Origin of the sequence: Shewanella sp. c952, from assembly GCF_019654975.1 — a bacterium.
GTDB lineage: Bacteria > Pseudomonadota > Gammaproteobacteria > Enterobacterales > Shewanellaceae > Shewanella.
Genome location: NZ_BPEW01000008.1, coordinates 70043 through 95400, shown reverse-complemented (window position 1 = coordinate 95400; position 25358 = coordinate 70043). Strand labels below are relative to the sequence as shown.

Below are 25358 nucleotides of genomic sequence, written 5' to 3'. Positions count from 1 at the left end.
CGTTCCCCTTACATCTAATATTGAGGAATGAAATTAGCACATTAGTTTGGCGCTCTGGGTAAGCTTAAGTAAGCAGTGCAGAGGTTATGTAAGCGAATGTAAGCGGACTACTAATTCCAATAAAGCTCTGTAGAATTAGCACTATCTACTCTGGCCTTTATCCCCGCATCTTGAACGTAATACTGAGGTATATTTTTGAGTAAAGCTAAAATACTCATCATTGAAGATGATAAAGAGATCTCTCGCCTAACTGCTATGTACCTAGAAGCAGAAGGTTACTGCACTCATATCATCGCTGATGGTTCGAAAGCAAAACACTCTGTATTAGCAACACAACCTGATTTAGTCATTCTAGACCTAATGCTACCAGGTCTTGATGGAGTATCTGTATGCAAACAATTGCGACAATTCTATCTGCACCCCATATTGGTTCTGACTGCTTGTTGCGATGATATTAGCGAAGTAAGCTTACTAAAACTTGGAGCCGATGATTACTTGACCAAGCCTGTGCGACCCCATGTCATGCTGGCACGAATTGAGAATCTTTTGCGTCGCTATCAAAAAATAGTTCAACACGTCGAATTGATACAGGTTGGGAAAATAACAATTTCTACGAATAAGCAACAAGTCAGCTTCAATGGACAAATTCTACCGCTGACAACGGCTGAATATGAAATGCTGCTATTACTCGCTAACAACGCTGGGAACATTGTTTCTCGAGAGGATTGTTGCCGAACGCTAAGGGGAATTACCTACGACTTCAACGATCGCTCCGTCGATATGCGGATCTCAGGTCTACGAAAAAAACTCAATGATGATGCTCTACCCTATCAAACCATTCTCACCGTGCGCAACAAAGGCTATATGTTAATCAATGACTAATATATTTCCCCCACTATTTACGCGGCTTTATATCAGTTTACTTGCTGCATTATTTGCCAGCGTGTTACTCACTTTCTACCTGAGTGAGCAGTTCCTAGAGCGGAGTGATGTTATCGATTTTTATGATGATAGCTTTCAAACTTTTGCAGAAATTAGTGCTGATATGCACCGCAGTGGTCTATCAGCGCAACAGCTACTCTTAACGCCAATTGAGTATGACGCTAGCTTTGATGTTCGCTGGCAAGAAAACTGGAACATAAAGCAACATTGCTCAACGTGTGATTTTTTGAGCAAGATTGCAGGTACATCGATTTACAAATTGACCGATGACCAACTGCTTGCAGTGTATCCACTTTCTCAAGGAAAAGGGGCTATTTTAATCTCTGACAAACAAGCCAATAGCGTGCTTTCTCCCCGAGCTAGCAGGCAGCATGATGACAGTCTTTTTGTATTGATTCGCAATGACCCGGCTGAAGTCGTTCCTTACTTACTATTACTGGTAGTGGTTGTGGTAATAGGTACAACGCTCTACTTTTCAGTTAGAAAACTACAGGCTCAAATAAATCAGCTAGTACAAATAAATCAAAGATTTGGCAAAGGTGAGCTAAATATTAGAGCCAAGCAGGATTATACAGAACCAGTCAATGAACTAGCGCGTAGTTTTAATAAAATGGCTGATTCAATTACTGAAACCGTAAACGAGAACCAAATTTTTGCCCAAGCGGTACCCCATGAGATGCGAACACCGCTGAGCCGTATTCAACTAGCAACAGGCCTTCTGCGTCAACGCAAACAGCAAGCTGAAGAGTTAGCCCTACTCGATAACATAGATAATTATATCGATGACATTGATAAACTGACTAGTCAAGTCATGACCTTTTCAAAACTCAATGCAGAGCAGACCGCTCAAGAACCAAAAAAATGCTCGCCCATTCAACTTGATGAGTATATACAAAGTAGAATCCAGCATCTCCGTGTTAATAATGATATCGACATAGTTGCTACACTCCCCAATATTCAGCTCAACTGCGATTCAGCTTACCTTCGCTTAATGTTCGACAACATCTTTTCTAATGCACTTCGATACGCCTTTAGCCAAGTAAAAGTAACGGTGAAGGTAAACCAAGCCTTGCCCAGCTTGATAAATATAACTATCGAAGATGATGGAATAGGAATAGAAGAGCAAAACTTTACTTCCGTCTTTTTGCCTTTCTATCGAATAGATAAGAGTCGGAATTTAGAAACTGGTGGCTTAGGTTTAGGGCTCGCGATAGCTAAAGCTGCGGCCGCTCGCATGCGTTGCAACCTCAAAGTGAGTAAAAGTAAGTTAGGCGGCGCTTGCTTTAGCTGCGATCTAAGCAACATTAGTTAAGCATCCTCTTCGTGCATATAGCCCTCTATTAACGCTATCTGCTCAGCCTGCATATCTGTTTGACTGCGAAGTCGAAAACAGCCATGGCCTATATTTTCTAAACAAATATTATCGCCTGCACCAAGGTGTAACTGTTCAACAATCTCTTGCGGGAGTTCTAACCCAAGTCCTTTACCGACACGGGTCACTTTAAGTTCAGTCATATTTGCCACCACTATCTAAACGTTAAATCTGGCTCACAGTACAGCGAACCAGATTTAAGTAAATCAATGAGTAAGATTATAGTAGAGCTTGGCTCGTTTAGCCGTTATCACTGTTTTGGGTGAAAAGTGGTTGGTTATTAATAAATGCTACATTTTCCGCGGCGTGGCATGCCATACATGCCGCCTTGGCCTTAACCACAGCTAGCTTTGCCCGCGATATATCTTTGCTAGCAAAAGCTTTACTCACCTCACCCCAAGTATGATTAAGCAGTATAGCCTCAGCATTTTGCCTTCTCGCTGGACGTTTCATAAGACCATTCTCAATCGTAGTTTTTATCTTATTCCAATGATATGACGCAAGCTCGAAGTTGCTATCGATTATGGCTTGCTCTAAGTGCTGATAGCGTTCCCCAACTTCCCACATAGGTTGATCGAAGCCGCGCAGATACTGCTCGATCCTTTTATCTTTTACAATCTGACTAGGTGCTTGAGTTATCCAGTGCTTTGTTTCCACAGACGGTGTTTCTGCCGCGATAGCACTTACTGTCGCACTGGCCAATAATAGAGTAAAGGCACCGGTTAGGATGATCCTTTGACGTTTGATTATCATAATAAAATTTCTCTTCTGTTATCCGAAACACTCAAAAAGTGACTATATAAATAGAGAAGTAGAAAAAAAGTCGAAGAAAAGCAAAGGAGTGTAAAGAAAACTAAAAAGATGCAGCAAGCCATAAGCTTAACCGCAGCTTATTACCCCATAGTCACTAAACTACAGGCGCAGATATTAGTGCTGGGTAAAAAGTACAACAGCGCCGTATTTTCCGCTTCGTCACGACTAACAATCTGTATTGTTAGATTATGCACCCCTTGCTTGGTGATGTTACGACTGGCAAAAGCCTCTAAATGAGTCCCATGCAGCGGCAATGATAGTTCACTGTTATGGCGGATCAACTCACTACTCACCAGGTTAAGAATATAGGTATCTTTATCTTTATTCGCACTCAATATGTCGCCTTTTAACTGCAGAGTAGCAATAGGAATACCGTCTGTGGTGAAGTAACGATAACTGATACTGGCCGAGCGCTTTTGCAATGCGAAATCAGCAATCAGTGAGTGATGTTCAATTTCATGGGTTTGTGGATTCGTTGCCACCAACTCATTACGGCAAGAAAGCACAATATCAACTTCTGTGGCCTTTATGTGCTGCAGCACGATGATACCTATCACAAGTGCTAGCAGCGCGCCGCTAAGCGCAACTTTCAAATACTTAATCACAGAGAGATACCTCTTCTAGCCAGCTTTCTGAAATGAACTCTGGGCTCAAGCTAAAATCAATAGTCTTAATGTTTCTCAACAATGTTTCACCACTCGCTGATTTCCCAAGCATTGATACATTGAGTACCTGCATATCATTAGAAAAGGCAAGATTTACACTCTGCCATGTTAGATGTGGACAACGATTCAATGCCGCGATGACTTTTTCTTCGATGGGAACCTCTTGGCGCAATCTAATACGTGGCGATTCGAGCCAAGTCAGTAGCACCTCTTCACCGTTATCTAATACTAGATTACGGCTGTTTTTAATCGGTGCATCGACACTCTCAAACAATATGTATTGATGCATTGCGGTGACGACTGCAATACATGCCAACAGCAGCCCAGCAACCGTTAAAGCGAGGTACTTTTTTCTGGCTTTTGAGCGCTTTGACCAACTTGCAGTTGGGACTTGAATATTGAGTCGATAACCTTTGCGCGGTAGCGTTTCAATCAAGTCTTCGTGCTGTTCACCAAAGTATTTCCGTAGCGTAAAAACCGCCTTAGCAACTGCTGACTCACTCATCACAGCAGTTTGTGAACCGGCACAGGCAAGCTGCCCTTTACTCATGACTTGATTAGGGTGGTTAGCGAGTTGTTCAAGTACCTGGCATTCGGTACGAGTTAGATGAAACGAGCTTTGAGTTTCAGTGTTGAATAATTGGCTATTAGCAATATCAAACTCAAAGGTTTTTAATCGCATATCAATCGCGTCCATATAGAAGTCTAAAGCCAGTTTACTGGATTTAGGAGCCAACAAACCTTTAGCTAATCACAAATTAGTCATAGCTTGCATAATTTGTTGACAACTATGCATTAGTTCTAACTAATGCCAATAATGTAGAACTCGTCAATGTTATAAACCACTAATAAGCAATGCACTTATCTACTTAATGTTAATACAAAATCTGGCTAGCGCCTGACTATTAAGTCAAGCAAATAAATCAGTAAAGAATTACAAGTCGATAATATAAATATATAACCATTCAACGCTTTATTAGATCTAGATCAATAAATACCAATGATAATAAGTAGGATAAAACCCTGTAATCAGCATTACAAACCAACATAGTGCAATATGTTGGTATTTTAACTCGAAATAGCTCAACTTAAAGAGATAAAACATCAACAAAGCTATCTACCATCATAGCGGTTAGATCCCCCAAAATTACTTTGAACTAGCTCTCATCGTTGTTTTTCACGCCTGTCATGCTTACCTCAAGCCAATGCAGCAATGAAATCTGGCAGCAACTTAAGCCAGCTATCAATAGTCTGCAGCTAATTCAAAACGCTCAACCTAAGTATTGAGTGACTTATAAAAAAATGGGACGTGAAACGATGAAAACATTAAATAGAAGACAAGCAATAAACCGTATCATTGGTATCTCTTCAGTAGCCGCTGGCGGCGCACTTATTGCGAACCCTGTAATTGCAGCCGTAACTAGTAACACAGGTGACTGGAAACTCGAAGTAGGTACTCGACTTGCCTACGCTAAGTTAGATCCAATGACTGTTGCCAAGCTAGCCTACGAAACAGGTAACGGTTGTATGTTCCAAGTGTTTGACAGCATCATTCAAAGCTTAGCAACATCAATGTCACCAGATGCAGAGAAATTTGCACAAGTGCCTACAGCAATGGCGCACTATGGTTATGCCGGTATGTTAGGTGAAGGAACAGTTTGCGGTAATATTAACGCGACAGGCATGCTCGTTAACTTGCTATCTATTAATGGCGAATCAGCTAATAGCATCCTTAACCCAACTATGCGCTACTACGAAAGTGAGAAGCTGCCGCTGCAAACTGCTGATTTTATTTCTGGCATTGGTGCAGATATGACTGAAACGCTCGATCAAGTCGGTACGCCAACATCAGCCAATAGCATTATGTGTCACTCTTCAATTAGCCTCTGGGCGAGAGAAAATGGCAAGTCGTTTAGCCAAAAAGGTATGCGCTGTAAGCAGTTATCCGCATCAATTGTTTATGAATTAGTCACAATGCTAAACAATGCTCTTGATGGTGACACAGCAAATCCTCATCCAATTTCAGACACGGTTGCTGGATGCCAAACTTGCCATACGTCAGAATCAACATTCCAACCAAGTGTGAAAACTAACATGGCATGTGATACCTGCCATACAGGCCACTTTGTAAACTAGGGGGAATGATAATGAAACACACTAAATTATGTTGCGCTATCGGCCTCAGCTCTGTGCTCTTACTCGGTTGTGGTAGTGATGATGACGACAACAAACCAGTAGAACCACCAGTCGAGCCACCAGTATCAACAATTGGGATTAATGACACTGAAACCTTGAGCGTTAATCTAACAACCGTCGATGCAGAAAAAGGCAATGTGTTATTAACACTTACCGGTGACGATGAAATGCTTGTTACCGATGCCAGTGCCTTTAATTTAATTGTTATGGGTTACCCTAAAGAAGGTGATTCACCAGTAAAATATAAGCTTGGCTGGCATCAAGTTAACCATTCCAACTGTGTTGCTGATGATGAGTGCACGATGGCAATAACGGAAGCAGAATCAGGTAAATACAGCCTTGTTCTAGATTCAGTTGAGTGGAAGGATGCCATTGACAGCTATCGCGTCGCCGTCGAAGTTAAAGGTGAAAAAGCACACCTAGAGCTAGCGTTTTTAGATTGATGCCCCACCCTGCAACTCGGCATTAGTACTCGACTACCACGCAATGAACTATTCCATTGCGTGGTTTTTTTAGTAAAAACGGAGAGACTAAGTACCGCAGTAGGTAGTGAACTTACCAAAGCTTGCTGGAGCTGGCTGAGCATACTCCTGTTTATCTTTTTGCTTACTAAAAGGCTTGGCTAATACGCTAACAATTACTTCAAATGGTTGATAATCACCGCGCTCTTCCGCGGCCTCGATAGCAGCTTCCACTAAGTGATTTCGCGGAATGTAAATTGGGTTAACGGCATTCATCAGCTCAGCACTCTCTTTTGCAGAGAATGACTCTTGCGCTAACCTGACTTGCCATAACGGCTTCCATTGCATAAATAAACTTGAGTCTGTAAAGAGCGATTCAGCATCATTGCTGTCTGTTAGCAGATCATCGGCTAACAAACGAAACAGCTGGGTATAATCCACCTTCTGCCCTTGCATCGCTGCCAGTAATTGTTCGCAAAGCTCATAATCACCTTCAACCTCGACAACCATACCAAGCTTAGCGCGCATCCCCTGCAGCCAGTGAGATTTAAATTCATCCCAAAAGGCTTTTAACGAATCCGTGGCTTGTGCTATCGCCTTATCTGAATCGTCATTAATTAATGGCAATAATGTTTCAGCAAAACGAGCCAGATCCCATTGCGCCATCGCTGGCTGATTACTATAGCTATAACGCCCATCTTGATCGATAGAACTAAATAGCGCACGAGCATCATAATCGTCCATAAATGCACAAGGACCGTAATCGATAGTCTCACCGCTTATGGTCATGTTATCTGTGTTCATGACTCCATGTACAAAGCCGACTAACATCCATTGGGCGATGAGTTGCGCCTGTTTATCACGTACAGCGCAGATTAAATCTAAGTATGGTTGCGGGCTTTTTTTAAGTTCAGGATAGTGACGTGCAATAGCATAATCGGCCAGCTGCTTAACTTTATCTTCAGCTCCTTGCGAAGCAAAGTATTCAAATGTACCCACCCGAATGTGACTTGATGCAACCCGAGTAAGTACAGCTCCTGGTAAATATCGCGTTCTATAAATAGGCTCACCCGTGGTTACAACCGCTAATGCTCGAGTGGTAGCAATCCCTAAAGCATGCATGGCCTCACACAGTATATATTCACGTAGAATTGCGCCAAGTACCGCTTTACCATCGCCACCGCGAGAGAATTGAGTACGCCCAGATCCTTTTAGCTGTATATCTTGCCGCTTACCGCTTGAATCAAGCACCTCCCCTAACAACAAAGCGCGACCGTCACCTAATTGCGGGCTAAATCCACCAAACTGATGGCCGGCATAAACTTGTGCTAATGGCGCAGCGCCCTGCGGCGCTTCACTGCCAGAAAAGACTTCGGCTAACTGAGCGTGATCTTGATTGCTGATCCCTAACTCATCAGCCAATGCAATGTTTAGCTTCACCAACTCAGGAGTGGGCGCTTTATCACCTTGGCAAGAGACATAAAACCCCTCAAGTTCATTGGCATAGCTATTATCGAAATCGAATCCTAAATCAATCACTTTGTTGCTCATCAAATATCCATCTGTTTGTGAAATATAAACCATTCTTATTCCGCTTACTTTACCTCAATCACCTTTGAAACGGTAATTTTGATAAGGCTAATAACAGCTAATAACAGCTAATTACCTAGTGTAATTTCATTCTTGGCCTAACGACTCTCATTAGCTTTTCGGCTAACCATAATGCTATGGTTTTAAACGTGCCATGAATGGCCTTTTGATGCATGCGATACAAAGATATATAAACGAAACGAGCAATTTTGCCTTCAACAAACATACTGCTTTTGGTCAGGTTCCCCATCAAGCTGCCGACAGTACTGTAGCGCGATAAATTAACCAAAGATCCATGATCGACATAAACATATTCGATTAATGGCTCTGCATTCATGTCCTTGATAATATTCTTTTCCGCACATTGCGCCATTTGATGTGCCGATTGCGCTCTAGGTGGGACAAAGCTACCGTCAGCCTGTTCAAACGCACAACAGTCTCCGATCACATATATGTCATCATTCACAGTACTTTTGAGCGTTGCTTTAACTTTGATCTGGTTAGCACGGTTAAGCTCAAACAGTTGAATATCCTTAATAAAATCTGGGGCTTTTACACCTGCAGCCCAAAGCATCAAGTTAGCTTCAATTAATAGCCCTTCGGCGGTCACAAACCCCGCTGCAGTGGCTTCGCTAATTCGAGTGTTCTCCTTTACGGAGACGCCTAGCTGAGTGAGTTCATGGCGTGCGGAGGCCGCTATTCGTTCACTCAAAGCAGGAAGGATCCTAGGTCCAGCCTCAATCAAATGTATATTGAGCTTATCAGCCGTCATTTTGCTGAGGCCATATACTTTTAGAAGATCGGTAACGTGATAAAGCTCAGCAGAAAGCTCTACCCCAGTCGCACCTCCACCAACGATGGCAATATTGAGCTCGTTGATAGAATCTGATTGATGCACTCGAGTAAAACTATCTAACAATGCATTATGAAAACGATTCGCTTGCTGGTGAGAGTCGAGGAAAAAACAGTTCTCTTTTACTCCTGGGGTATTAAAGTCATTACTAACACTACCAATAGCAATCACCAGCTTGTCGAACTGTATTTGGCGTTCAGGTAATAACACTTTGCCGCTTTCGTCAGTAATCGGTGCTACTGAGATCGACTTCTCTTCTGGCGATAAACCGCAAAAGGTTCCAAGTTGAAATTGGTAGCCATGTTTGGCGGCATGTGCTGAATAAACGACACCATCAAGATCAGAATCTAGTGAGCCTGTAGCAACTTCGTGTAATAAAGGTTTCCAAATATGGGTACGATTCTTATCAACTAATATAATTTGCGCTAAGTTTTTTTTACCTAACTTACGCCCTAGTTGAGTCGCCAGCTCGAGTCCACCAGCGCCGCCACCAATAATCACAATCCTCGGACATATTAACGTCATTGTTTATCCTTTCTTTAATGATGCCTGAATCTATTCATTCGCTAAGCTGCTGAATAGGAGAAGTCTAATTTAGCACTCAATACAATGCCTCAACGCACAGGTAAAGTCATGGTTAATAAACCCAAATAAGCAACGAAAACCAGTTGAATAAACCAACCAGTTCTAGTGAACCAAGTTATCAACATTATTCCGAGCCTGCCTGAACATCTCTTTGCTAGTGCATGAATTTGTATGAAAGGTGAACTATTTTTGGCGTAAATGCGTACAACTTATAAATGGATAAGGAGCTAGCGATGAAAAAATACGACAAAACAAACACTCTGCATCAAGCGACGCACGAGCAAACCAATATACCCAAGATAATCGGTGTCGCAGACTCTACCCATTATCTCGTTGGTGCGGTCGACTCCAATAAAAACTTCATTGAGCTAACTGAAGAGGAAGAGATTTTAGTCGTTAATTCACTGGTGCAGGCCAAGCAGCTGCTGCGCAACCATCGATATCGACAGACTCAGATAGAGTATCAAACAGCGTACGACGAGATGTGTGGCCTAGAGAGTAGCGGTCATTACCGAGAGATAATCAAGCTTTAATACAGTGCTTCAAGTGTCGTTCTGCTTAATGTATTGCTTGGGTGATTTGCCGAGTGTTTTCTTGAAAAAAGTAATAAAAGCACTTACTGATTCATAGCCAAGCTCTTCAGCAATACGCTGTACAGATTCTCCGCTAGCCAGCTTCTGCAATGCTAATACAATATGAAGCTGCCCTCGCCAACGACCAAAGGTTAGCCCGACCTCCTGCTTGATGAGTCGCGCTAGCGTTCTTTCGCTCATAGCATGAGCTTTCGCCCAGTCGGCAACCGTTCGTCTATCGTCAGGTGCTTGAATAAGCTTTGCCGCAATTGATTTTAATCTTGGTTCACTCGGCGTTGGAAAATCGTAGTGCGCTGTCGGCATCAACCTCAGTTGGTCGATGAGCACTTTTACCACTTGCGCTGTTGCACTACTGGCTTGGTAGTCCTGCTCTTGTTGAGTCAAATGTATCGTCAACTCCCTTATCAATGGTGTTATCGACAAGGTACAGCTTTGATTTGGCATGCCTGCCACGTCAGGATCAACAAATAGCATACATACATTGGCATTACTGGAAATCAAATTACTGTGCCATTGCTGGCTAGGGATCCACACTGCACTGTTGGGAGGCACCATCCAAATAGCATCGGCAATTTTGCACTTTACATAGCCGCTAAGTGCGATAACTAGCTGACACTTACGGTGCTGATGTTGCGGAGTTTCTGCATCGCGCTCTCCTCCCGACATGCTTAAAGCCACCACATCTTGTGGAAACGCATCTGAATCAAATACCGGAAACGAATTAATTTGCTGCAACTATTTTGGCCGCTTTTAGATATAAAATGTCACTATAGCTCAATACAGCAAATGAAATGAAGCGTAATCTAGCCCACTTTTACTGCCAAGCAGTCATTCTTTTTCTCAAGGAACTCATCATGGCAAAACACCCACATCTTCGTCTTACTGGTGGTGCCTTTCTTATGTTAGGCGTGTTAGTTATTTCGCTCAGTCTTAGAAGCCCCATTACAGGTATTGGCCCTCTGCTTGATTTGATTCGCTTAGAACTGAATTTGTCAGCCACTCAAGCAGGAATGCTGACCACACTACCTTTACTCGCTTTTGCTTTTTTCTCCCCTATCGCGTCCAGGATTGGCCGTAAGCAAGGCTTAGAACAAGCCTTAATGTTATCGCTGATATTAGTCACCATCGGCTTGGTCATTCGATCTATTGGTAACTCTGTTGGATTATTCTCTGGAACCGTGATTATCGGAGCTGGTATTGCCATTGCTAATGTATTGCTGCCGAGCTTAATGAAGCGAGACTTTCCCACCAAGATCGCCACTATGACTTCTATTTATGTACTCATGATGGGTGCAGGTTCAGCGCTAAGTGCAAGTTTAGCCATTCCATTGGCAGATCTGGCAACTAGGCTTTCAATTAGTGCTATGCCTAGCTGGGCGTTCTCACTAGGAAGCTTAATTATTATCCCTGTTATTGCCATACTAATATGGTTGCCACAGCTACGAAATCATACCGCGCCCAGCAAAGATTCCAGTGAGCTTGATGGTCATAGTTACCTATGGAGAAATACCGATGCATGGAGCATCACCTTGTTTTTAGCCCTGAACTCTTTTTTGATGTATATCTTTATTAGTTGGTTGCCTACGATATTAGTTGAGCTTGGCTACAGTCATCATCAAGCAGGGGTCATTCATGGTGTACTGCAACTGTTCACCGCTGTGCCCGCAATAATACTTATTCCTCTATTAGCAAAGATCACTGATAAGCGCTTACTGAGCTTTAGCTTGACCATCATGGCGTTTTTTGGAATTGTCGGCCTCATCTATGCGCCGAGTTACGCCATGATATGGGGAATGTTATTTGGGTTTGGCGCGGGAGGTGGTTTTATTGTCGCATTAGCACTGATAAGTTTACGTACCCAAACGGCACATCAAGCAGCCACACTATCGGGAATGGCGCAGTTTCTAGGCTACCTTTTGGCCGCGACGGGACCAATTATAATGGGAGCGATTCATGAACATAACGGCAGCTGGCAACAACCTCTCGCTCTATGTGCAATCGTCGCATTAGTTTGGAGCATATTTGCTGTTCTTGCCTCTAAAAGCCAACTTATTAGCTCTAAATCCAACACTCTATCGCCTCAAGCGGTTTAGTTTTTCTGGGGCGCTATATTTCTTTAGTATCAGTACGCAGTTACTGAGCGTTAAATTATTGATTTAGAGCCTGCTTCAGTTGCTCTAAATCAATATTATTCATAATAAGCTTATATTGACTCCTACCTAAGCGATTGCTACCTTAGCACTGCGCAAAATTAACCACTTAGTTTTACTAAGATTTAACCATGGATTGAAGCCTCTTTAACGGACTAAATAATGAAAAAAGTACTCCTATGTGCAGCGGTGTTAAGCCTTGCTGCCTGCAAAAGCACCGACATTCGTAACATTACTAGCTCAGTATCAGACATAGCAAGCATAGGTTCTGCTACAACGACTAGCACCACCACTACGGCTCCAGGCTATGAGCACAGCCCAGTGCAGTATGCTAATGAATCTGAAGATATCAGCGTCCATCGCACAGGAAAAACCAGCGTAGACTATGGTGTTATTCGCTCAATTAGGGCTGAGAAAAACCCTAATGGAATGACAATGGTGCGTTTTGTTGCCTATCATCTTGATAGCGGTGCAGCATTAGAAAGCAATCAATACTTGTATTCAATGGATGAGAATGGCTGGATGGATAAGAAATCGATTCTCACTCTTGATACCAGAGCAAAAATGCTTAATAGCGGTCAATATTATCTAAAAGCAAAGGCCAAAAGCGGTGATTTCTATACCACAGGCATGGTGCAATTAGCATCAGGCGTGACCAATGTAGTGACAATCGACCTGCAGTAAAGAGACTCATTAGTCGTGGTAAACTAAGCTATTTATGTGCATCATTGACAGCCAACTGTGGCAATTTACCTAGCACGAATACTCTAGGTAAATTGTCACTCTACATCAACTTCCTAGAGTTGATGTGAAGCCAAGCTTTATGACTCCTTATCTAAAGTAAAATCCAGCCTCACCTGCTGCTTAGGCTGCACTACAGGATTACCTTCAACGACTTTCGGCTTGTACTTCCAACCTTTAATGGCCCGTACTGCCGATTTGTTGAAGAGGCGCTTTGGCTGAGCATCAACCACACTGACATTAGTGACACTGCCAAGCGTGCTGATATCAAACTCAAGGATCACATAACCCTCTTTACCGTCTCTTGCAGCGCCAATGGGATACTGCGGCGTGACTTGCACTACAGGTAATGCATCTTGGTTAACAGGGCCCTGACTATACTTCTCAATAACCTGAGGCATGATTGGCTGTGCCACTGCTGTTGTTAAACTAGTGCCTTCGCCACCGGCGTTAGGGATCTCAATTCGAGCGGGTTTTTCGACTATTGGTTGGGGTTTGATTTTTACAGTTTTTTTAGGTGGAAGTGATTCTGGAATATCGCTAATGATTTGAATAATTGGCGCTTCGGTTATGGTGCCTATATAAACTTGGTCTGACTTGACCAGTTGCGACATAAAAATGAATAAACCCAAAGTAACTAGGGCTCCAGTTAGCATAATACTTGTCCGGCTAAACAGGCTATTTTGACTCATAGATTATCCTTTCTTGAGTGGGTGCCCTTTTATACCTAGCAGTAAAATTTGGCTAAGCCAAACACTTTGTTACACTTTGTAGATAAATAAAGCCAACGAGCACAACATCGCAACAAATATTAAACACTTAGCTTACAACTTTGTAGGTGAACTATCTATTATTGAGTATAAAAATATTCCATTTTAAATTTTCACTTTGACACCAAATATTGCATTAATAAATGCCGCACTATAAATTGAATAATGCCGAATAAAGAATGTGTTTCGATTGAGTAAAGTAATGACTACTGCGTCAAAATTGCCCCAATCTAAAGAATCATTAATGCCCCTGCTCAATGTATTAAACAAACTTGGGTTAGATGAAGCGTTAGCTATTAATGACATACTGTCTTTAACGCAAAGCATACCTGTTTGCTGCGGTGATATTTTATTACGTCAGGATGGAATTCAAAGCCATGTCTTTTTTGTTGCTGCCGGGATCCTAAAAGCTTGCCACTATAATGATAATGGCAATAATTTATCTAAAGAGTTTTATTTTACTAATGAGCTTTGTTTCCTGTACTCCAGTTGGCTAACAGGCCAAACCGCCCAGTACCAAATAGAAGTTGTAGAAGATGCATTGATCCTACAATTTCCTATAAGCCTTTTATCTCAACCGCTATGGCAAGCTGTCAAAATATCCTTACTTAGCCAACAGTTAATTTACAAGGAACAGAAAGAAGCATTCTTGTTACTCAATACACCAGAGCAACGGTATCGCTTTTTAACCGAGTACAGACCTAATTGGGTGCAAAAACTCAATAATATCCAGCTAGCCAGTTACATAGGAATAACTCCTGTGAGCCTGTCTCGATTAAAGTCTCGAATCCCTATAAATTGAAGTAAAAAAGTCAGCGAATTAACCTAAGATAATGACTATAACAAACGACGCGCTTAGCCTTAGAGGATTGAAAAGCTTGTATCTACAAGCTTATAAAAATAAGGCTCCAGTATGTCCACTTATACTCTTTCACAGTGCTTAATTGTTTTCGCTATTGTGTTCGATATTCTGTCATTTCAATTTAAACAAAAACAAAAAATAGTGGCCTGTTTATCTATTTCAGGTGTACTCATCACCAGCCATTTCGCGTTGCTTGAACAATGGACAGCAACGATACTAATGTTATTGGCAACAATCCGATACTTTGTCACAATCTTTAGTCACTCCAAACGGATCATGAGTCTATTTCTTTGCTTAAATGCCTTTGCATTGATACTGACCTTTTCCGGTGTATTAAGTGTGTTGAGTTTTTTAGGAAGCTCGCTGCAAACTATCGCCGCATTTTGTAAAAACGACCGACGACTGCGTCAATTAATGCTTATAGGCACCAGCGTTTGGCTCATCAACAATGCTGTTCTAGGCTCACCTGCAGCCGTGGTGATGGAGATCTTATTTATTAGTAGCAATATTATCGCTTACTACCGTTATTATGGTTTCGTCATTCACGCCAAAAACTCTAACTAATCGTATTTTTATGTAAATAAAAAAGGGCTCTGAGTAGCGCCCTTTACTTGAAGGATTTAACACGACTTAAGCTAACAGTAAAAAGCCGACAAAAGTGAATGCTGCAGCAATAAGTGCATAGGGCAATTGAGTCACCGCATGACTAACTAAATTACAGCCCGAACCCTGCGCTGCCAGTACCGTCGAATCAGAGTAGAAGCAAGCTTGACTACCAAATGATGATGCCGATAATAATGCGCCAATCACCAGTGAGATATTAGCATCAACCGCTTGCGCCAGAGGCATCACAATGGGTATCGATACTGCAAAAATACCCCAGCTTGAACCGGTAGCAAAGGCTAAGACCGACATGGTTAAGAAAACCACTGCAGGCAACAAAACCGGTGTCATATAGGGGCTTAAACTCCCAATAACAAACTCAGGTAACATTAACTTGTCGCACACATCTTTGAAGATGAACGCAGCGATTACCGTTCCTATGGCTGGCAACATGTTCTTAAAGCCATCTATCATCTGCTCCATCATCTCAGATAGCGGCATCAGTTTTTGTATACCGTAATAAGGCAAGGTTATTGCTAACGTCGCAATAAGCCCTTTAAGCACGTCAATATCAAAGTAAACGGTAAAGCCAACTAGCAATAAAATAGGCACAAAGAAATTATGTAACTTGCCGCCGTCATCGGCATTCTTAAACTCATCTTCAATGGCTTTAAGCGCATATTCATCTGATGTCTGTACCTCATCTAAATCGATCTGTTTTTTAGCGGGCTCGCCTTTTGCGGCTGCAAGTTGCGCTTTTTTCATCGGCCCAAAGGCTGGAATAATGCCCAAGATCACCAATAGCACCATCGCTACCGCTAACCAAGCGTAAAGCATGTATGGGATAGCCTGCATGTAGACAGCGATTCCCTGCCCCTCACTTGCAATACCGTTATCAACTAAGAGACCACCGAAAAATACCGCCCACGTAGAGAGTGGCACAAGCACGCAAACAGGCGCAGCAGTCGAGTCAACAACATAGGCTAACATCTCACGAGAGACCTTGAATTTATCGGTAACTCGTTTCATGGTTGATCCCACCGTTAGTGCATTGAGGTAGTCATCGATAAAGATAACCATTCCAAGAATGAACGTCATAAACAGTGAAGACTTCTGTCCTTTGGCTAACTTGAGTGCATGACGGCCAAACGCCATCGAACCGCCAGTTTTTACCAGCAGCGCAATCAAAGCACCAAAACCACCACAGACTAGAATTAACCAACCAATGGTTTCATCAGCCATAACAGATAAGGATGTATCGGCAAAGTTAGTCAACATATTCGCGCTGTCATACATCGCGAGGCCAACTAAAGCACCAATGATCAAAGAAAGGATTGGGCGGCGTAACACGATTGCTAACACCAAAACCACCGCAGGTGGGATAAGACTTAAGGCTGTCGGCTCAGACATGCGCTAAGGTCCTTATAATAAAGTGCCAAAATGGCTAGATTATTCACCAAACTCAAACACTTATTTGTCGAGTTCAATTGCTGCTTTCCTGCTAATGTACCTGCCGATACCTTGTATTTTACGGGTCTGTTGTCGAGCCCTAGGAAAAACATCGCGCAGAAAATAATCCTCAATTGCTTTTGAGTCAATCAATATTATTAATATTGCAGATACTTTTTATTACACAACGACAAAACCACAACCTAATCTAATGAAAAATAAAAAAATAATTAGCTTGTAGAGTAACAAATATTGCTAGTCATTCTCATCCGCTTTTGAGATGAATAACCGATTAACATCATTACTCCATAACTGAATAATTTTGCGGCTTTTATTTTTGTTCCAAAAACACTTGCCGAACAAAATAATCCCCGCACCTTCAAAGTCACGCCGCGATTGCAGATCGAAGCGAGAGGCTAACGAGCTCGAAAACATGTCGATAGGGATGCCAACATCTTTGGTCTCTGCAGGGTTTAACCACAAGCGCTGTTTATCGGTATGAGATATCGTGCCCCAATACATTCGCGGCGCACCATTTTCAGTTGGCTCTGCATCAGCAAAATTGACAAATAAGTTCTTTGCTCGCCAGCGATACTTTTCATCGGTGTAAACCCAGAGGTCTGAACTTGCCAAGTCACTGCCTCGTAATAAGCTATGCAGTACTTTCTCCAGCCCTTGAGTCGCAACGCGCTTTTCAGGCTCATTTTTATCAACACCACTTGTTGCTTCAGGCTCGGAAGAAGCCTTAAACGGGAGTACGGCTTCCTCCTCAGACGCTCTTTTTTCTGGCTTTGTTTTTACCGCTGTATCGCTATTCGACGATGTTTCTTTTAACACCTTTTGCTGAGGTTTAGCCTTAGAAACTTTTGCTGCGCGGCTAAAATCGATAATCATCGCATCGCTATCAACCACCAACTGATTCACTTCAATCGCGTGTAGCTCTTCACGTGCCTTAGCTGCCGATGGCTTAAACTCGACGCAATCACTTTGATGATATCGAGAGCCAAAGCAGGCTGCTTTGCCGTCTTTTGACGCCTTACGATAATAAGCCTTACCAGCACAAGCAGGACAAACAAGTGCTTGACGATATTTTTCAATATCATCATCAGATAGTTTTTGAAATCTAAATACTGAGAAAGTTATCGGCTCAGCTTCTTCATATTTACAAATAGCATCTAGCATGTTTTGTCCTTTAAGCTCTTGAAAAGCCTTAATCCATCATAAGCGTTTACTCCATTTATTGGCCAGAAGTTTTAACACTTTATAGCTGATGTCTAACTATTATTTCGACAAAAGCGGTAATAAGGGTTGATCTTTCTTTAAATGAGCCTATTATCTGCTCATCTTAATTATTTCGACAATTCCAGAAATAACAAATAAACATTAATAGGTCATTATTATGAGTCCTGAAATCATCGATATGGCAAAAGAAACGGCCAACATGTTCCTGTTTCTAGCGGCTGAGTTAACAATACTGTTTCTTGCCATTAGTTACATCGTCGGAATATTGCAGGAGTATATACCGCCTGAAAAAATCCAATCGATTTTGAGTTCGAAGAAAGGTAAGGGTTATATTATTGCTGCGCTGCTGGGTTCGATAACGCCTTTTTGCTCATGCTCGACGATCCCATTCTTAAAAGGGTTACTTAGAGCAAAAGCAGGTTTTGGCCCTATGATGGTTTTCTTGTTCTCAAGCCCATTATTGAACCCAATTATTATTGGACTGTTCGTCGTGACATTTGGTTTTAAAGTCGCTGTATTCTATTTCTTAGTCGCTATGGTCGTTTCGGTGACTGCTGGCTACGTGCTAGAGAAACTAGGATTTGAACGTTATGTGAAGCCCGAAGCTTATGAAGCGGTAACAGCCTCTAGCTGTGGTACGGGTTGTGGCGATACAGCGCCTAAAAGTGCGCCAGTTAAAGCCGCAACAACATCTTGTTGCAGTGAACCTGCGCCAACCGCGCCAGTACTTGCAACAGCGTCATGTGGCAGCACTGCAGTAGCAGACTCATGCAGCTCACCTGCGAGTACTACCCAAAGCAGTTGTGGTGACAGTAAAGCGACAGTAATTGAAGACAACCGTTGGATACGAGTATGGCGCTCAACATGGAAAGACTTTAAGCAGGTTTTACCTTACTTAATGGTCGGCATTTTACTTGGGTCATTCATTTATGGATTTATGCCTACCGAGCTTATTGCAAAATATGCTGGTGAAGGTATGTGGTATGCCATTCCTATTGCTGCTGTCATTGGTATTCCTCTCTATATTCGTGCAGAGGCGGTCATTCCATTAAGCTCAGCATTAGTGGCCAAGGGTATGGCACTGGGTTCAGTTATGGCACTGATTATTGGTAGTGCTGGTGCCAGTTTAACCGAAGTGATTTTACTAAAGTCGATTTTTAAGAATCAAATGATAGCAGCGTTCTTAGCTGTGATCCTCGGTATGGCGATTGGTGCGGGATACCTTTATAGCTTTATCTTTGCATAACGCATAGCCAAACAACCACGTGCTGATACTCTTTGCAGCTGTAAAAAGTATTAGCGCGTACAATTTTTAAGCGTATAATTGCCGCCGAGTACAATCACTCAATATAGTATTGACTAACTGGAGTTATAAAATGGCAAAACATCGTCAATCACCACCGCCAATAGAGCACGAAAGTGGCCGCGGAGTGATTAAAGACAATGCACTAAAGGCTATCGTTACCAGTCCGTTATTTAAAACGCGTACTGAGAAACCTAAAAAGGGCAAGGGGTCTTACAACCGCAAACAAAAGGGGCAAAAGCTGAAGGGCTTAGCCCCTTTTGACTATCTAGCTCTCGCGTTTTTTCATAACAACGATAACAGCATATCCGCATAGTATTCTCTCCAAAAACTGCAGCATAAATTTAATTTACCTTTTACTGGTTTAACTGTTGACTCAAGCGCACAACAATTAGACTATTGGGCCTTCGAGACATTAAACTCTATTGGTAACATGACACTTATATTCACCGCTATTTACTGCCAAGCAAATTGCCTGACACTGCGACTTCTCGCCAGTGTGATGTGGTTATGTCGTTGCGCGGTAAATTGGGAATATAACAATAGTTAGCCAGTAATTCTCGATTCCACACCGCAAACAATCAGCAGCGCGGTGATGGACAACTCTCCTTTTCTCGCCTTGCCCAACAGCGGTTCTAAACTAATCTGTATCATTAGCTTTGATGTCGCTTTGTGTGACCAGGCTATAAACGCAAGGAGTGTTGAGATGTCAGCAACAGCATTACCCAAGATGGTTCCGGCGGCCTTTATGTCGGTAGTATTAATTTGGTCGACAACGCCACTAGGGATCGTATGGAGCAGTGAATCAGTGCATCCAACGATGGCAGTATTATTGCGAATGCTGATCGCCCTGTTACTGGGCTCGCTGATCATCTTATTAATGCGTATTCGCTTACCGTGGAACCCCTCCGCAAGAAAACTATATGCAGTTTCTTCAATTGGGATTGTGGGGGGCATGTTACTGAGCTACTTTGCCGCGCGTTACCTACCCTCGGGCACTATGTCATTGATCTTTGGATTATCGCCTTTGATCTCAGGCTTATTGGCGCAAAAAATATTGAATGAACCTAAGTTTAGTCCGATGCGTTTGGTTGCTCTGGCGATTGCATTTATCGGCCTTGGCATCGTTTGCTCCGCCAAACTTTCGCTATCGAGCGATAGCTGGATTGGTTTGCTACTGATTTTAACCGCGGTGAGTTTATTTAGTTTAAGTGGCGTGTTGATAAAAACAGTGAAAATAAACATCCACCCAATTGCCAGTACCGTCGGGGCACTTATCTATTCAACACCGATGTTTGCCGTTGCTTGGTTACTCTTTGATGGCACTGTGCCAATCGACACTTGGCAGCCACGTTCATTAATGGCAATCGTCTATTTGGGTGTCTTTGGCTCGCTAATAGGCTTTATTGCTTATTTCTATGTGCTGCAGCACCTCAACGCCAGCACTGTAGCATTAGTCACTCTCATTACCCCAGTATTTGCGATGATGTTGGGCGCACAGCTTAATGGCGAAGCGATAACCCAAGCCTTGGCTATTGGCGCTTGCTTTGTGTTAACGGGGTTGGCACTGTTTCAGTTTGGTGATCAGCTACGCGCTAAACTGATTAAAAATGCTAATGCCAAATGATATTAAAGAGTAGATACTAAAGAGTAAGACGGTGAATTAATTCACCGTCTGTAAAAACGATTATTGGTAAGTTTTTCCCTGATGCTTTAGCCAACCACCGACATGGCGACCATTAGGATCATGATGAGTCCAGTGCACCACGCCGCCGCGATCGTTATACTCATATTGACCATAAAAGCTCACTGTATCGCCCTCTTTCAAACCATTAATCTTCGGGGCTAAATCGATATTATGAGCAATTAACAGAGTTTGTCCGTTATTGAGGCTAATAATGAACCGCTGATGACGACTGCCCTTATTATCATCGGCGAGTATTCTACTGACTACGCCGCGACTTTGCACTTGTATGCCACTAAGCTGTTGCTTAAACGCTTGGCTAATTTGCGAGTCATTTGCTGCAACTGCATTTGAAATAGCAGGCAGTACAGTGTTCACAGTATTTGGCGCTAGCGTTTTGTTATAAACAAAACTGGCAATAGCCAATACCACCAGCATTATCGCAATACGATATAGCACACCCTGAATTGGCTTTTGCTGCTTAGCAGGTCTTGTTGCTTTACGTCGCTTATCGCCATCAATACCGCTTTCGCCCCCTTCGATACGGGCAGCAAATGCCCGCTGCTTGCCATCTGCTTGAGCCTCTATTTGAAAATAGATCGTATCACCTACCAAAGGTCGCCTATTCATAGGCTCCAGGGCTGACATATGCATGAATATATCTTGAGTTACCTCATTGTCTGCCTCGACTTCAAGCCTGATAAAACCATAGCCTTTGCTGTCGTTCCAGCGAACCAATTTCCCCTTCTTTATCAATGTGTTGCCTCTTCTAAAAAACGTTGCTTGATTGTATTCGGCCAAAGTGCTTTATAAGCGCTAATCTGTTCAAACAATCCATGGTAAATATCTAATGCCACCAAAGTATCGGCTGCGGCATACTGGATTTGTTCATCCGATAATGGCTTGTCGAGCGACAACGCCCAATTCGATAACGTCACCCGCTTGCTCTTAGGCAGCTTAAGCGACAATACGCTTGCCGCTATTTGTACTGTCCCCATCTGTTTTGCCGCGCCAAGCTGGTTCATCAGCCAATTGAGATCGAGCATCGGGCTTAAAGCAATATTGAAATCACGCTTCATTGCATTCACATCGCTGCGAAGCCCAATACCAATCTTAAGAATATTCGATTGCTCAGACAACACCTCTGCCAGTGCTGCTTTAAAGCTCAACACATTACTGCCAACCATTCTAAACAGGTAGCAATGGCTCGCCGTCGCGATTTGAATCAAAGAGACAGGGTTAGTGTTACGACGGCCTTTGTCAAAGGTTGCCGCGGTTTCAGTGTCAAAGCCAATCCACTGCTGGGCTTTAATATCAGTCATCGCCGCCGCTAAGGTATCGATGGTTACGATAGCTATTTGCCGTTCGTTGCCATCAAGGTGGCGGGCTACATTTTGAAGCTTGTCGATTCGATAACCTGCAAGTGCAGCAATATCTTTATCGCTCATACGACTAATAAGGTGAGTACGCAGTCGCAACCAATCAAGTTTTTGCTGGTTTGTCTCATTCACTATTGAACCGAAAAAGGCCTGTTCTGCCGCTTCCATGGCGGCAAAATAAGCCTCCGCTTCAGCGCCAAGCGCTTGCCTGATCTGTACTGACTTATCGGCCGCTAGGGCAAATTTATATAAACTCATACCGTTTCTCAGTGCGTTATTCTGCATAGTACTTTGCTATAGATTAACGAATCATAACGCGAAACAGCTACGTATTGCGTAATAAACCGCAACTGTTAGTATCTATACCCATCCCACTTGCAAATCCTCGTTTCAGAGGTGTTGTGCTAGTTCAATTCTAGACGCGTTAACGTGGAAATGGTTATTCCCTTTTAAGTTGCCGCAACAACGAAGTGGGCTTGCACAACCCCTTCTTCGATGGGCGTTTCTTATATAAAAAGCATGGGCTTTACTCTGTGTTATTGATTTTACCAAGGGAGCGACCATTAGCTGCAATCAATGCCTCGCCTACATGGATGTAGGAGCTTAGGTTCAGCATGGAGCAATGAACCTGTGACTAAAGCCCATTAAACTCCCACTGAACCCTGCATTTTCAGGTCGGATGGGTATAATACCAACTAAAATAACACTAAACTAAGACAGTGAACGTCATGAAAAATATCAATAAATGGATTTACCCTGCGTTATTAGCATTAAGTTGCAGTGCCCATGCTCAAACCACTCTGATAAAAAACGTCAATGGCTACAGCATCAATAATGGCCAACTCAGCACTTTTGACGCGATAGAGATTAAAGATGACAAAATAACCCGCCTCTACAACAAGCAACAACCCCGCATAAACACTGATATGCGGGTCATCGACGCCGATGGTAAAACCATGCTACCTGGGTTAATTGATGCCCATGGCCATGTGCTTGGTTGGGGGCTCAACTTGATGCGTACTAACCTGCGCGGCAGCTTGTCGGAAGCTGAAGCCGTAAAGCGCACCCGCGAGTTTCGTCAACAAAACCCAGAGCTTGCTTGGGTGCAGGGGCGCGGCTGGAACCAAGTTTTGTGGCCAAGTAAAAGCTTCCCCACAGCTGCGGCGCTGGATAAACACTTTCCTGACACACCAGTGTGGTTAAGACGAGTTGATGGTCATGCAGGTTGGGCGAATAGTGCAGCAATGAAATTAGCCGGAATTAGCAAAGACAGCAAAGCACCTGCTGGCGGAGAGATAATACGCAATGAGAATGGAGAGCCAAGCGGGGTGTTTATCGACAATGCAATGAGCTTGATAAGCCAAGCCATTCCGCCACTTAGCATCAAAGAACAGGAAACAGTATTAAAAACTGCAATGACCGATCTTGCGCGTCTAGGTTTAACCAGTGTTCATGATGCCGGTGTGGGCAGCAATACCATTACTGCCTATAAGAATTTAGCCAATAGAGATGAGATGCCAATTAGGGTATATGGCATGGTTGCAGCAGGTGATAGTCAATTTAATAAGCTGATGGCCAAAGGCCCATATCAACATCAATCGCAAAAACTCGATTTTAGCAGCGTTAAGATTTCTGCTGATGGTGCCTTAGGCAGCCGTGGGGCCGCGCTAATAGAGGATTATTCAGATCTTCATGGCCATAAAGGGCTGCTGCTACATAGTGACAAACAGCTTAAAAGCTATATGTTGACGGCGATGCAAGCAGGATTTCAGGTCAATACTCATGCTATTGGCGATCATGCAAATAAATTAGTCTTAGATTCCTATGAAACACTGATTAAGCAGACCAATACTAAAGCTTTGCGTCATCGAGTAGAGCATGCACAAATCCTCCGCCTTGAAGATATTCCGCGCTTTGCCAAGCTAGGTGTTATTGCCTCTATGCAAGCAACCCATGCCACCAGTGATAAAAATATGGCAGAAGACCGAGTCGGGCCCGATCGCATTAAAGGTGCCTACGCGTGGCAAAAACTGCTTCAAGCGAATGCTGTGATTGCAGCAGGCTCAGATTTCCCGGTTGAATCAGCAAACCCTTTCTATGGACTACATGCATCTGTCACCCGTCAAGATCATGATAATCAACCAAACAAAGGTTGGTATGCAGATGAAAGTATGAGCATCAGCCAGGCGCTAACAAGCTTCACTACGGCGGCTGCTTTTTCAGCGCACCAAGAGCATCAAATAGGCAGCTTAGTTAAAGGGATGAAAGCCGATTTCATCTTTATCGACCGCGATATCGTCAAAGATGACCCCAGCGAGATCTGGCAAGCACAAGTGCTGCAAACCTGGGTTGACGGCGAAGTGATCTTTGATATAGAGAATAATCAGCGCTAAACGGGACGACGAAAACCCTATTAGATTGCTAGATAAAAGCGAGTATTATTGCTCGCTTTTTCTATAGAGCCTGCAACATCCCCCCTGATTTATAGGGTGTAGCCACAAGTAGCAAGGTGGTAATATTTTGCGCTATACAGCTGAATTTAATAAGTAAAAAATCAACTAGAATATTAAAATAGGAAGATTTGTAACATGGAAGAAGCCTCTTGGTATAAGAAGCCCGAAATGATCGTGGCGCTGTCGGCATTGCTGATTAGCGTGGTTACAACCATGGTAGGCGTCTATTCTGCACACATAGATAGAGCCTATGCCCGAGCATCTGTTTGGCCTCGTTTAGAGATATTTCGCAGTTTTGGGAATGATAACTTCAGCTACGGTGTGAGCAACAATGGGACTGGTCCCGCTATCATCAAATATGCAGCTATAACATACAAATCGAAACCAATTAAAAGCTGGGACGAAATCCCTGAAATCCCTAGGTTTACTCAGTCACATATTAGCCAACGCATTCTGCCGTCTGAAAAAACAATCCAACCATTGATATATAAAGGAGCTCAGAACAGACTCTTTCTCACTATTGATAACGATATAAAAATAAGCCTTTGCTACTGCTCTATTTACGACCAGTGCTGGATAACAGACCGGAGCAATGACCCTCTATCAGTAGATGAATGTACTATTGAGCAAAAGCTGCGTTTCCTACAATAAC

Annotated in this window: 26 protein-coding genes; 14 read left to right on the top strand and 12 right to left on the bottom strand. The window is 42.9% G+C overall.

All coding sequences use genetic code 11. The features are described from left to right. The first annotated feature begins 195 nt into the window (after positions 1-195). Positions 196-882, top strand: a complete 687-nt coding sequence (locus K5R16_RS08130) for a response regulator transcription factor (protein ID WP_220737044.1) — start codon at positions 196-198, stop codon at positions 880-882. Continuing rightward, positions 875-2254 (top strand): ATP-binding protein, encoded by a 1380-nt coding sequence (locus tag K5R16_RS08125; protein WP_220737043.1) that lies wholly within the window; start codon positions 875-877, stop codon positions 2252-2254. The genes K5R16_RS08130 and K5R16_RS08125 overlap by 8 nt, the downstream gene beginning before the upstream one ends. Here K5R16_RS08125 and K5R16_RS08120 read toward each other — a convergent pair. The 4 genes from K5R16_RS08120 to K5R16_RS08105 form a co-directional block, all read right to left on the bottom strand. Further along, positions 2251-2457 carry a hypothetical protein gene (locus K5R16_RS08120; RefSeq protein WP_220737042.1) on the bottom strand — a complete coding sequence of 69 codons (207 nt, stop codon included), beginning with the start codon at positions 2455-2457 and terminating at the stop codon, positions 2251-2253. The two genes, K5R16_RS08125 and K5R16_RS08120, sit on opposite strands and share 4 nt — an antisense overlap. A 97-nt stretch (positions 2458-2554) precedes the next feature. Beyond that, positions 2555-3067, bottom strand: coding sequence for a hypothetical protein (locus tag K5R16_RS08115; RefSeq protein ID WP_220737040.1), 513 nt, complete (start codon positions 3065-3067; stop codon positions 2555-2557). Positions 3068-3207: 140 nt separating this feature from the next. After that, complete coding sequence (locus K5R16_RS08110) at positions 3208-3732, bottom strand: hypothetical protein (protein ID WP_220737039.1); 525 nt, start codon at positions 3730-3732, stop codon at positions 3208-3210. Further along, positions 3725-4474, bottom strand: coding sequence for a winged helix-turn-helix domain-containing protein (locus tag K5R16_RS08105; protein ID WP_220737038.1), 750 nt, complete (start codon positions 4472-4474; stop codon positions 3725-3727). Before K5R16_RS08105 ends, K5R16_RS08110 begins: the two co-directional genes overlap by 8 nt. 635 nt (positions 4475-5109) lie before the next feature. Here K5R16_RS08105 and K5R16_RS08100 point away from each other — a divergent pair. Together K5R16_RS08100 and K5R16_RS08095 are read left to right on the top strand one after the other, a co-directional pair. Further along, a complete protein-coding gene (locus tag K5R16_RS08100) occupies positions 5110-5928 on the top strand; it encodes a cytochrome c3 family protein (RefSeq protein ID WP_220737037.1) in 819 nt (272 codons plus the stop codon). Between the two features lie 11 nt (positions 5929-5939). After that, a complete protein-coding gene (locus K5R16_RS08095) occupies positions 5940-6431 on the top strand; it encodes a hypothetical protein (RefSeq protein ID WP_220737036.1) in 492 nt (163 codons plus the stop codon). A gap of 87 nt (positions 6432-6518) precedes the next feature. Here the strand turns inward: K5R16_RS08095 and K5R16_RS08090 are convergent, their stop codons facing one another. Both K5R16_RS08090 and K5R16_RS08085 read right to left on the bottom strand, forming a co-directional pair. Then, a complete protein-coding gene (locus K5R16_RS08090; RefSeq protein WP_220737035.1) occupies positions 6519-8000 on the bottom strand; it encodes a YdiU family protein in 1482 nt (493 codons plus the stop codon). A gap of 115 nt (positions 8001-8115) precedes the next feature. Then, positions 8116-9417: an NAD(P)/FAD-dependent oxidoreductase gene (locus K5R16_RS08085; protein ID WP_220737034.1), complete on the bottom strand. Its 1302-nt coding sequence runs from the start codon at positions 9415-9417 to the stop codon at positions 8116-8118. A 293-nt stretch (positions 9418-9710) separates the two neighbouring features. On the opposite strand from K5R16_RS08085, the gene K5R16_RS08080 reads away from it, so the two are divergent. Next, positions 9711-10010 (top strand): DUF6482 family protein, encoded by a 300-nt coding sequence (locus tag K5R16_RS08080; protein WP_220737033.1) that lies wholly within the window; start codon positions 9711-9713, stop codon positions 10008-10010. 9 nt (positions 10011-10019) lie between these two features. Here the strand turns inward: K5R16_RS08080 and K5R16_RS08075 are convergent, their stop codons facing one another. Beyond that, positions 10020-10736: a helix-turn-helix domain-containing protein gene (locus K5R16_RS08075; RefSeq protein WP_220737103.1), complete on the bottom strand. Its 717-nt coding sequence runs from the start codon at positions 10734-10736 to the stop codon at positions 10020-10022. Between the two features lie 188 nt (positions 10737-10924). On the opposite strand from K5R16_RS08075, the gene K5R16_RS08070 reads away from it, so the two are divergent. Continuing rightward, a complete protein-coding gene (locus tag K5R16_RS08070) occupies positions 10925-12163 on the top strand; it encodes an MFS transporter (RefSeq protein WP_220737032.1) in 1239 nt (412 codons plus the stop codon). 219 nt (positions 12164-12382) lie between these two features. After that, entirely contained in the window at positions 12383-12904 is a 522-nt protein-coding gene (locus K5R16_RS08065; RefSeq protein ID WP_220737031.1) for a hypothetical protein, read from the top strand. A gap of 137 nt (positions 12905-13041) precedes the next feature. Here the strand turns inward: K5R16_RS08065 and K5R16_RS08060 are convergent, their stop codons facing one another. Next, a complete protein-coding gene (locus K5R16_RS08060) occupies positions 13042-13653 on the bottom strand; it encodes an energy transducer TonB (RefSeq protein WP_220737030.1) in 612 nt (203 codons plus the stop codon). Positions 13654-13921: 268 nt separating this feature from the next. Here K5R16_RS08060 and K5R16_RS08055 point away from each other — a divergent pair, with 268 nt between their 5' ends. Beyond that, complete coding sequence (locus K5R16_RS08055) at positions 13922-14533, top strand: Crp/Fnr family transcriptional regulator (RefSeq protein WP_259649802.1); 612 nt, start codon at positions 13922-13924, stop codon at positions 14531-14533. Positions 14534-14644: 111 nt separating this feature from the next. Beyond that, the gene (locus tag K5R16_RS08050) at positions 14645-15157 is read left to right on the top strand and encodes a YgjV family protein (protein ID WP_220737029.1); all 513 of its coding nucleotides are present in this window, start codon (positions 14645-14647) and stop codon (positions 15155-15157) included. A gap of 66 nt (positions 15158-15223) precedes the next feature. On the opposite strand, the gene K5R16_RS08045 is transcribed toward K5R16_RS08050, so the two are convergent. Together K5R16_RS08045 and K5R16_RS08040 are read right to left on the bottom strand one after the other, a co-directional pair. After that, on the bottom strand, positions 15224-16606 hold the full coding sequence (locus K5R16_RS08045; protein ID WP_220737028.1) for a Na+/H+ antiporter NhaC family protein: 1383 nt from the start codon (positions 16604-16606) through the stop codon (positions 15224-15226). A gap of 294 nt (positions 16607-16900) precedes the next feature. Further along, on the bottom strand, positions 16901-17827 hold the full coding sequence (locus tag K5R16_RS08040; protein WP_220737027.1) for a hypothetical protein: 927 nt from the start codon (positions 17825-17827) through the stop codon (positions 16901-16903). Positions 17828-18044: 217 nt separating this feature from the next. Between K5R16_RS08040 and K5R16_RS08035 the strand changes: the two genes are divergently transcribed. The 3 genes from K5R16_RS08035 to K5R16_RS08025 all read left to right on the top strand — a co-directional run bounded on the left by K5R16_RS08035 (position 18045) and on the right by K5R16_RS08025 (position 20817). Then, positions 18045-19133 carry a permease gene (locus tag K5R16_RS08035; RefSeq protein WP_220737026.1) on the top strand — a complete coding sequence of 363 codons (1089 nt, stop codon included), beginning with the start codon at positions 18045-18047 and terminating at the stop codon, positions 19131-19133. 130 nt (positions 19134-19263) lie between these two features. Then, positions 19264-19506: a ribosome alternative rescue factor ArfA gene (locus tag K5R16_RS08030; RefSeq protein WP_220737025.1), complete on the top strand. Its 243-nt coding sequence runs from the start codon at positions 19264-19266 to the stop codon at positions 19504-19506. A gap of 390 nt (positions 19507-19896) precedes the next feature. Further along, the gene (locus tag K5R16_RS08025; RefSeq protein ID WP_220737024.1) at positions 19897-20817 is read left to right on the top strand and encodes a DMT family transporter; all 921 of its coding nucleotides are present in this window, start codon (positions 19897-19899) and stop codon (positions 20815-20817) included. A 60-nt stretch (positions 20818-20877) separates the two neighbouring features. Here K5R16_RS08025 and K5R16_RS22610 read toward each other — a convergent pair whose 3' ends face one another. After that, positions 20878-21630 (bottom strand): DUF3465 domain-containing protein, encoded by a 753-nt coding sequence (locus K5R16_RS22610; RefSeq protein ID WP_220737023.1) that lies wholly within the window; start codon positions 21628-21630, stop codon positions 20878-20880. Continuing rightward, the gene (locus tag K5R16_RS08015; RefSeq protein ID WP_220737022.1) at positions 21627-22511 is read right to left on the bottom strand and encodes a 3'-5' exonuclease; all 885 of its coding nucleotides are present in this window, start codon (positions 22509-22511) and stop codon (positions 21627-21629) included. Before K5R16_RS08015 ends, K5R16_RS22610 begins: the two co-directional genes overlap by 4 nt. Before the next feature lie 470 nt (positions 22512-22981). On the opposite strand from K5R16_RS08015, the gene K5R16_RS08010 reads away from it, so the two are divergent. Together K5R16_RS08010 and K5R16_RS08005 are read left to right on the top strand one after the other, a co-directional pair. Beyond that, positions 22982-24646: an amidohydrolase gene (locus K5R16_RS08010; protein WP_220737021.1), complete on the top strand. Its 1665-nt coding sequence runs from the start codon at positions 22982-22984 to the stop codon at positions 24644-24646. A gap of 195 nt (positions 24647-24841) precedes the next feature. Continuing rightward, the gene (locus tag K5R16_RS08005) at positions 24842-25357 is read left to right on the top strand and encodes a hypothetical protein (RefSeq protein WP_220737020.1); all 516 of its coding nucleotides are present in this window, start codon (positions 24842-24844) and stop codon (positions 25355-25357) included. Position 25358 lies beyond the last annotated feature (1 nt).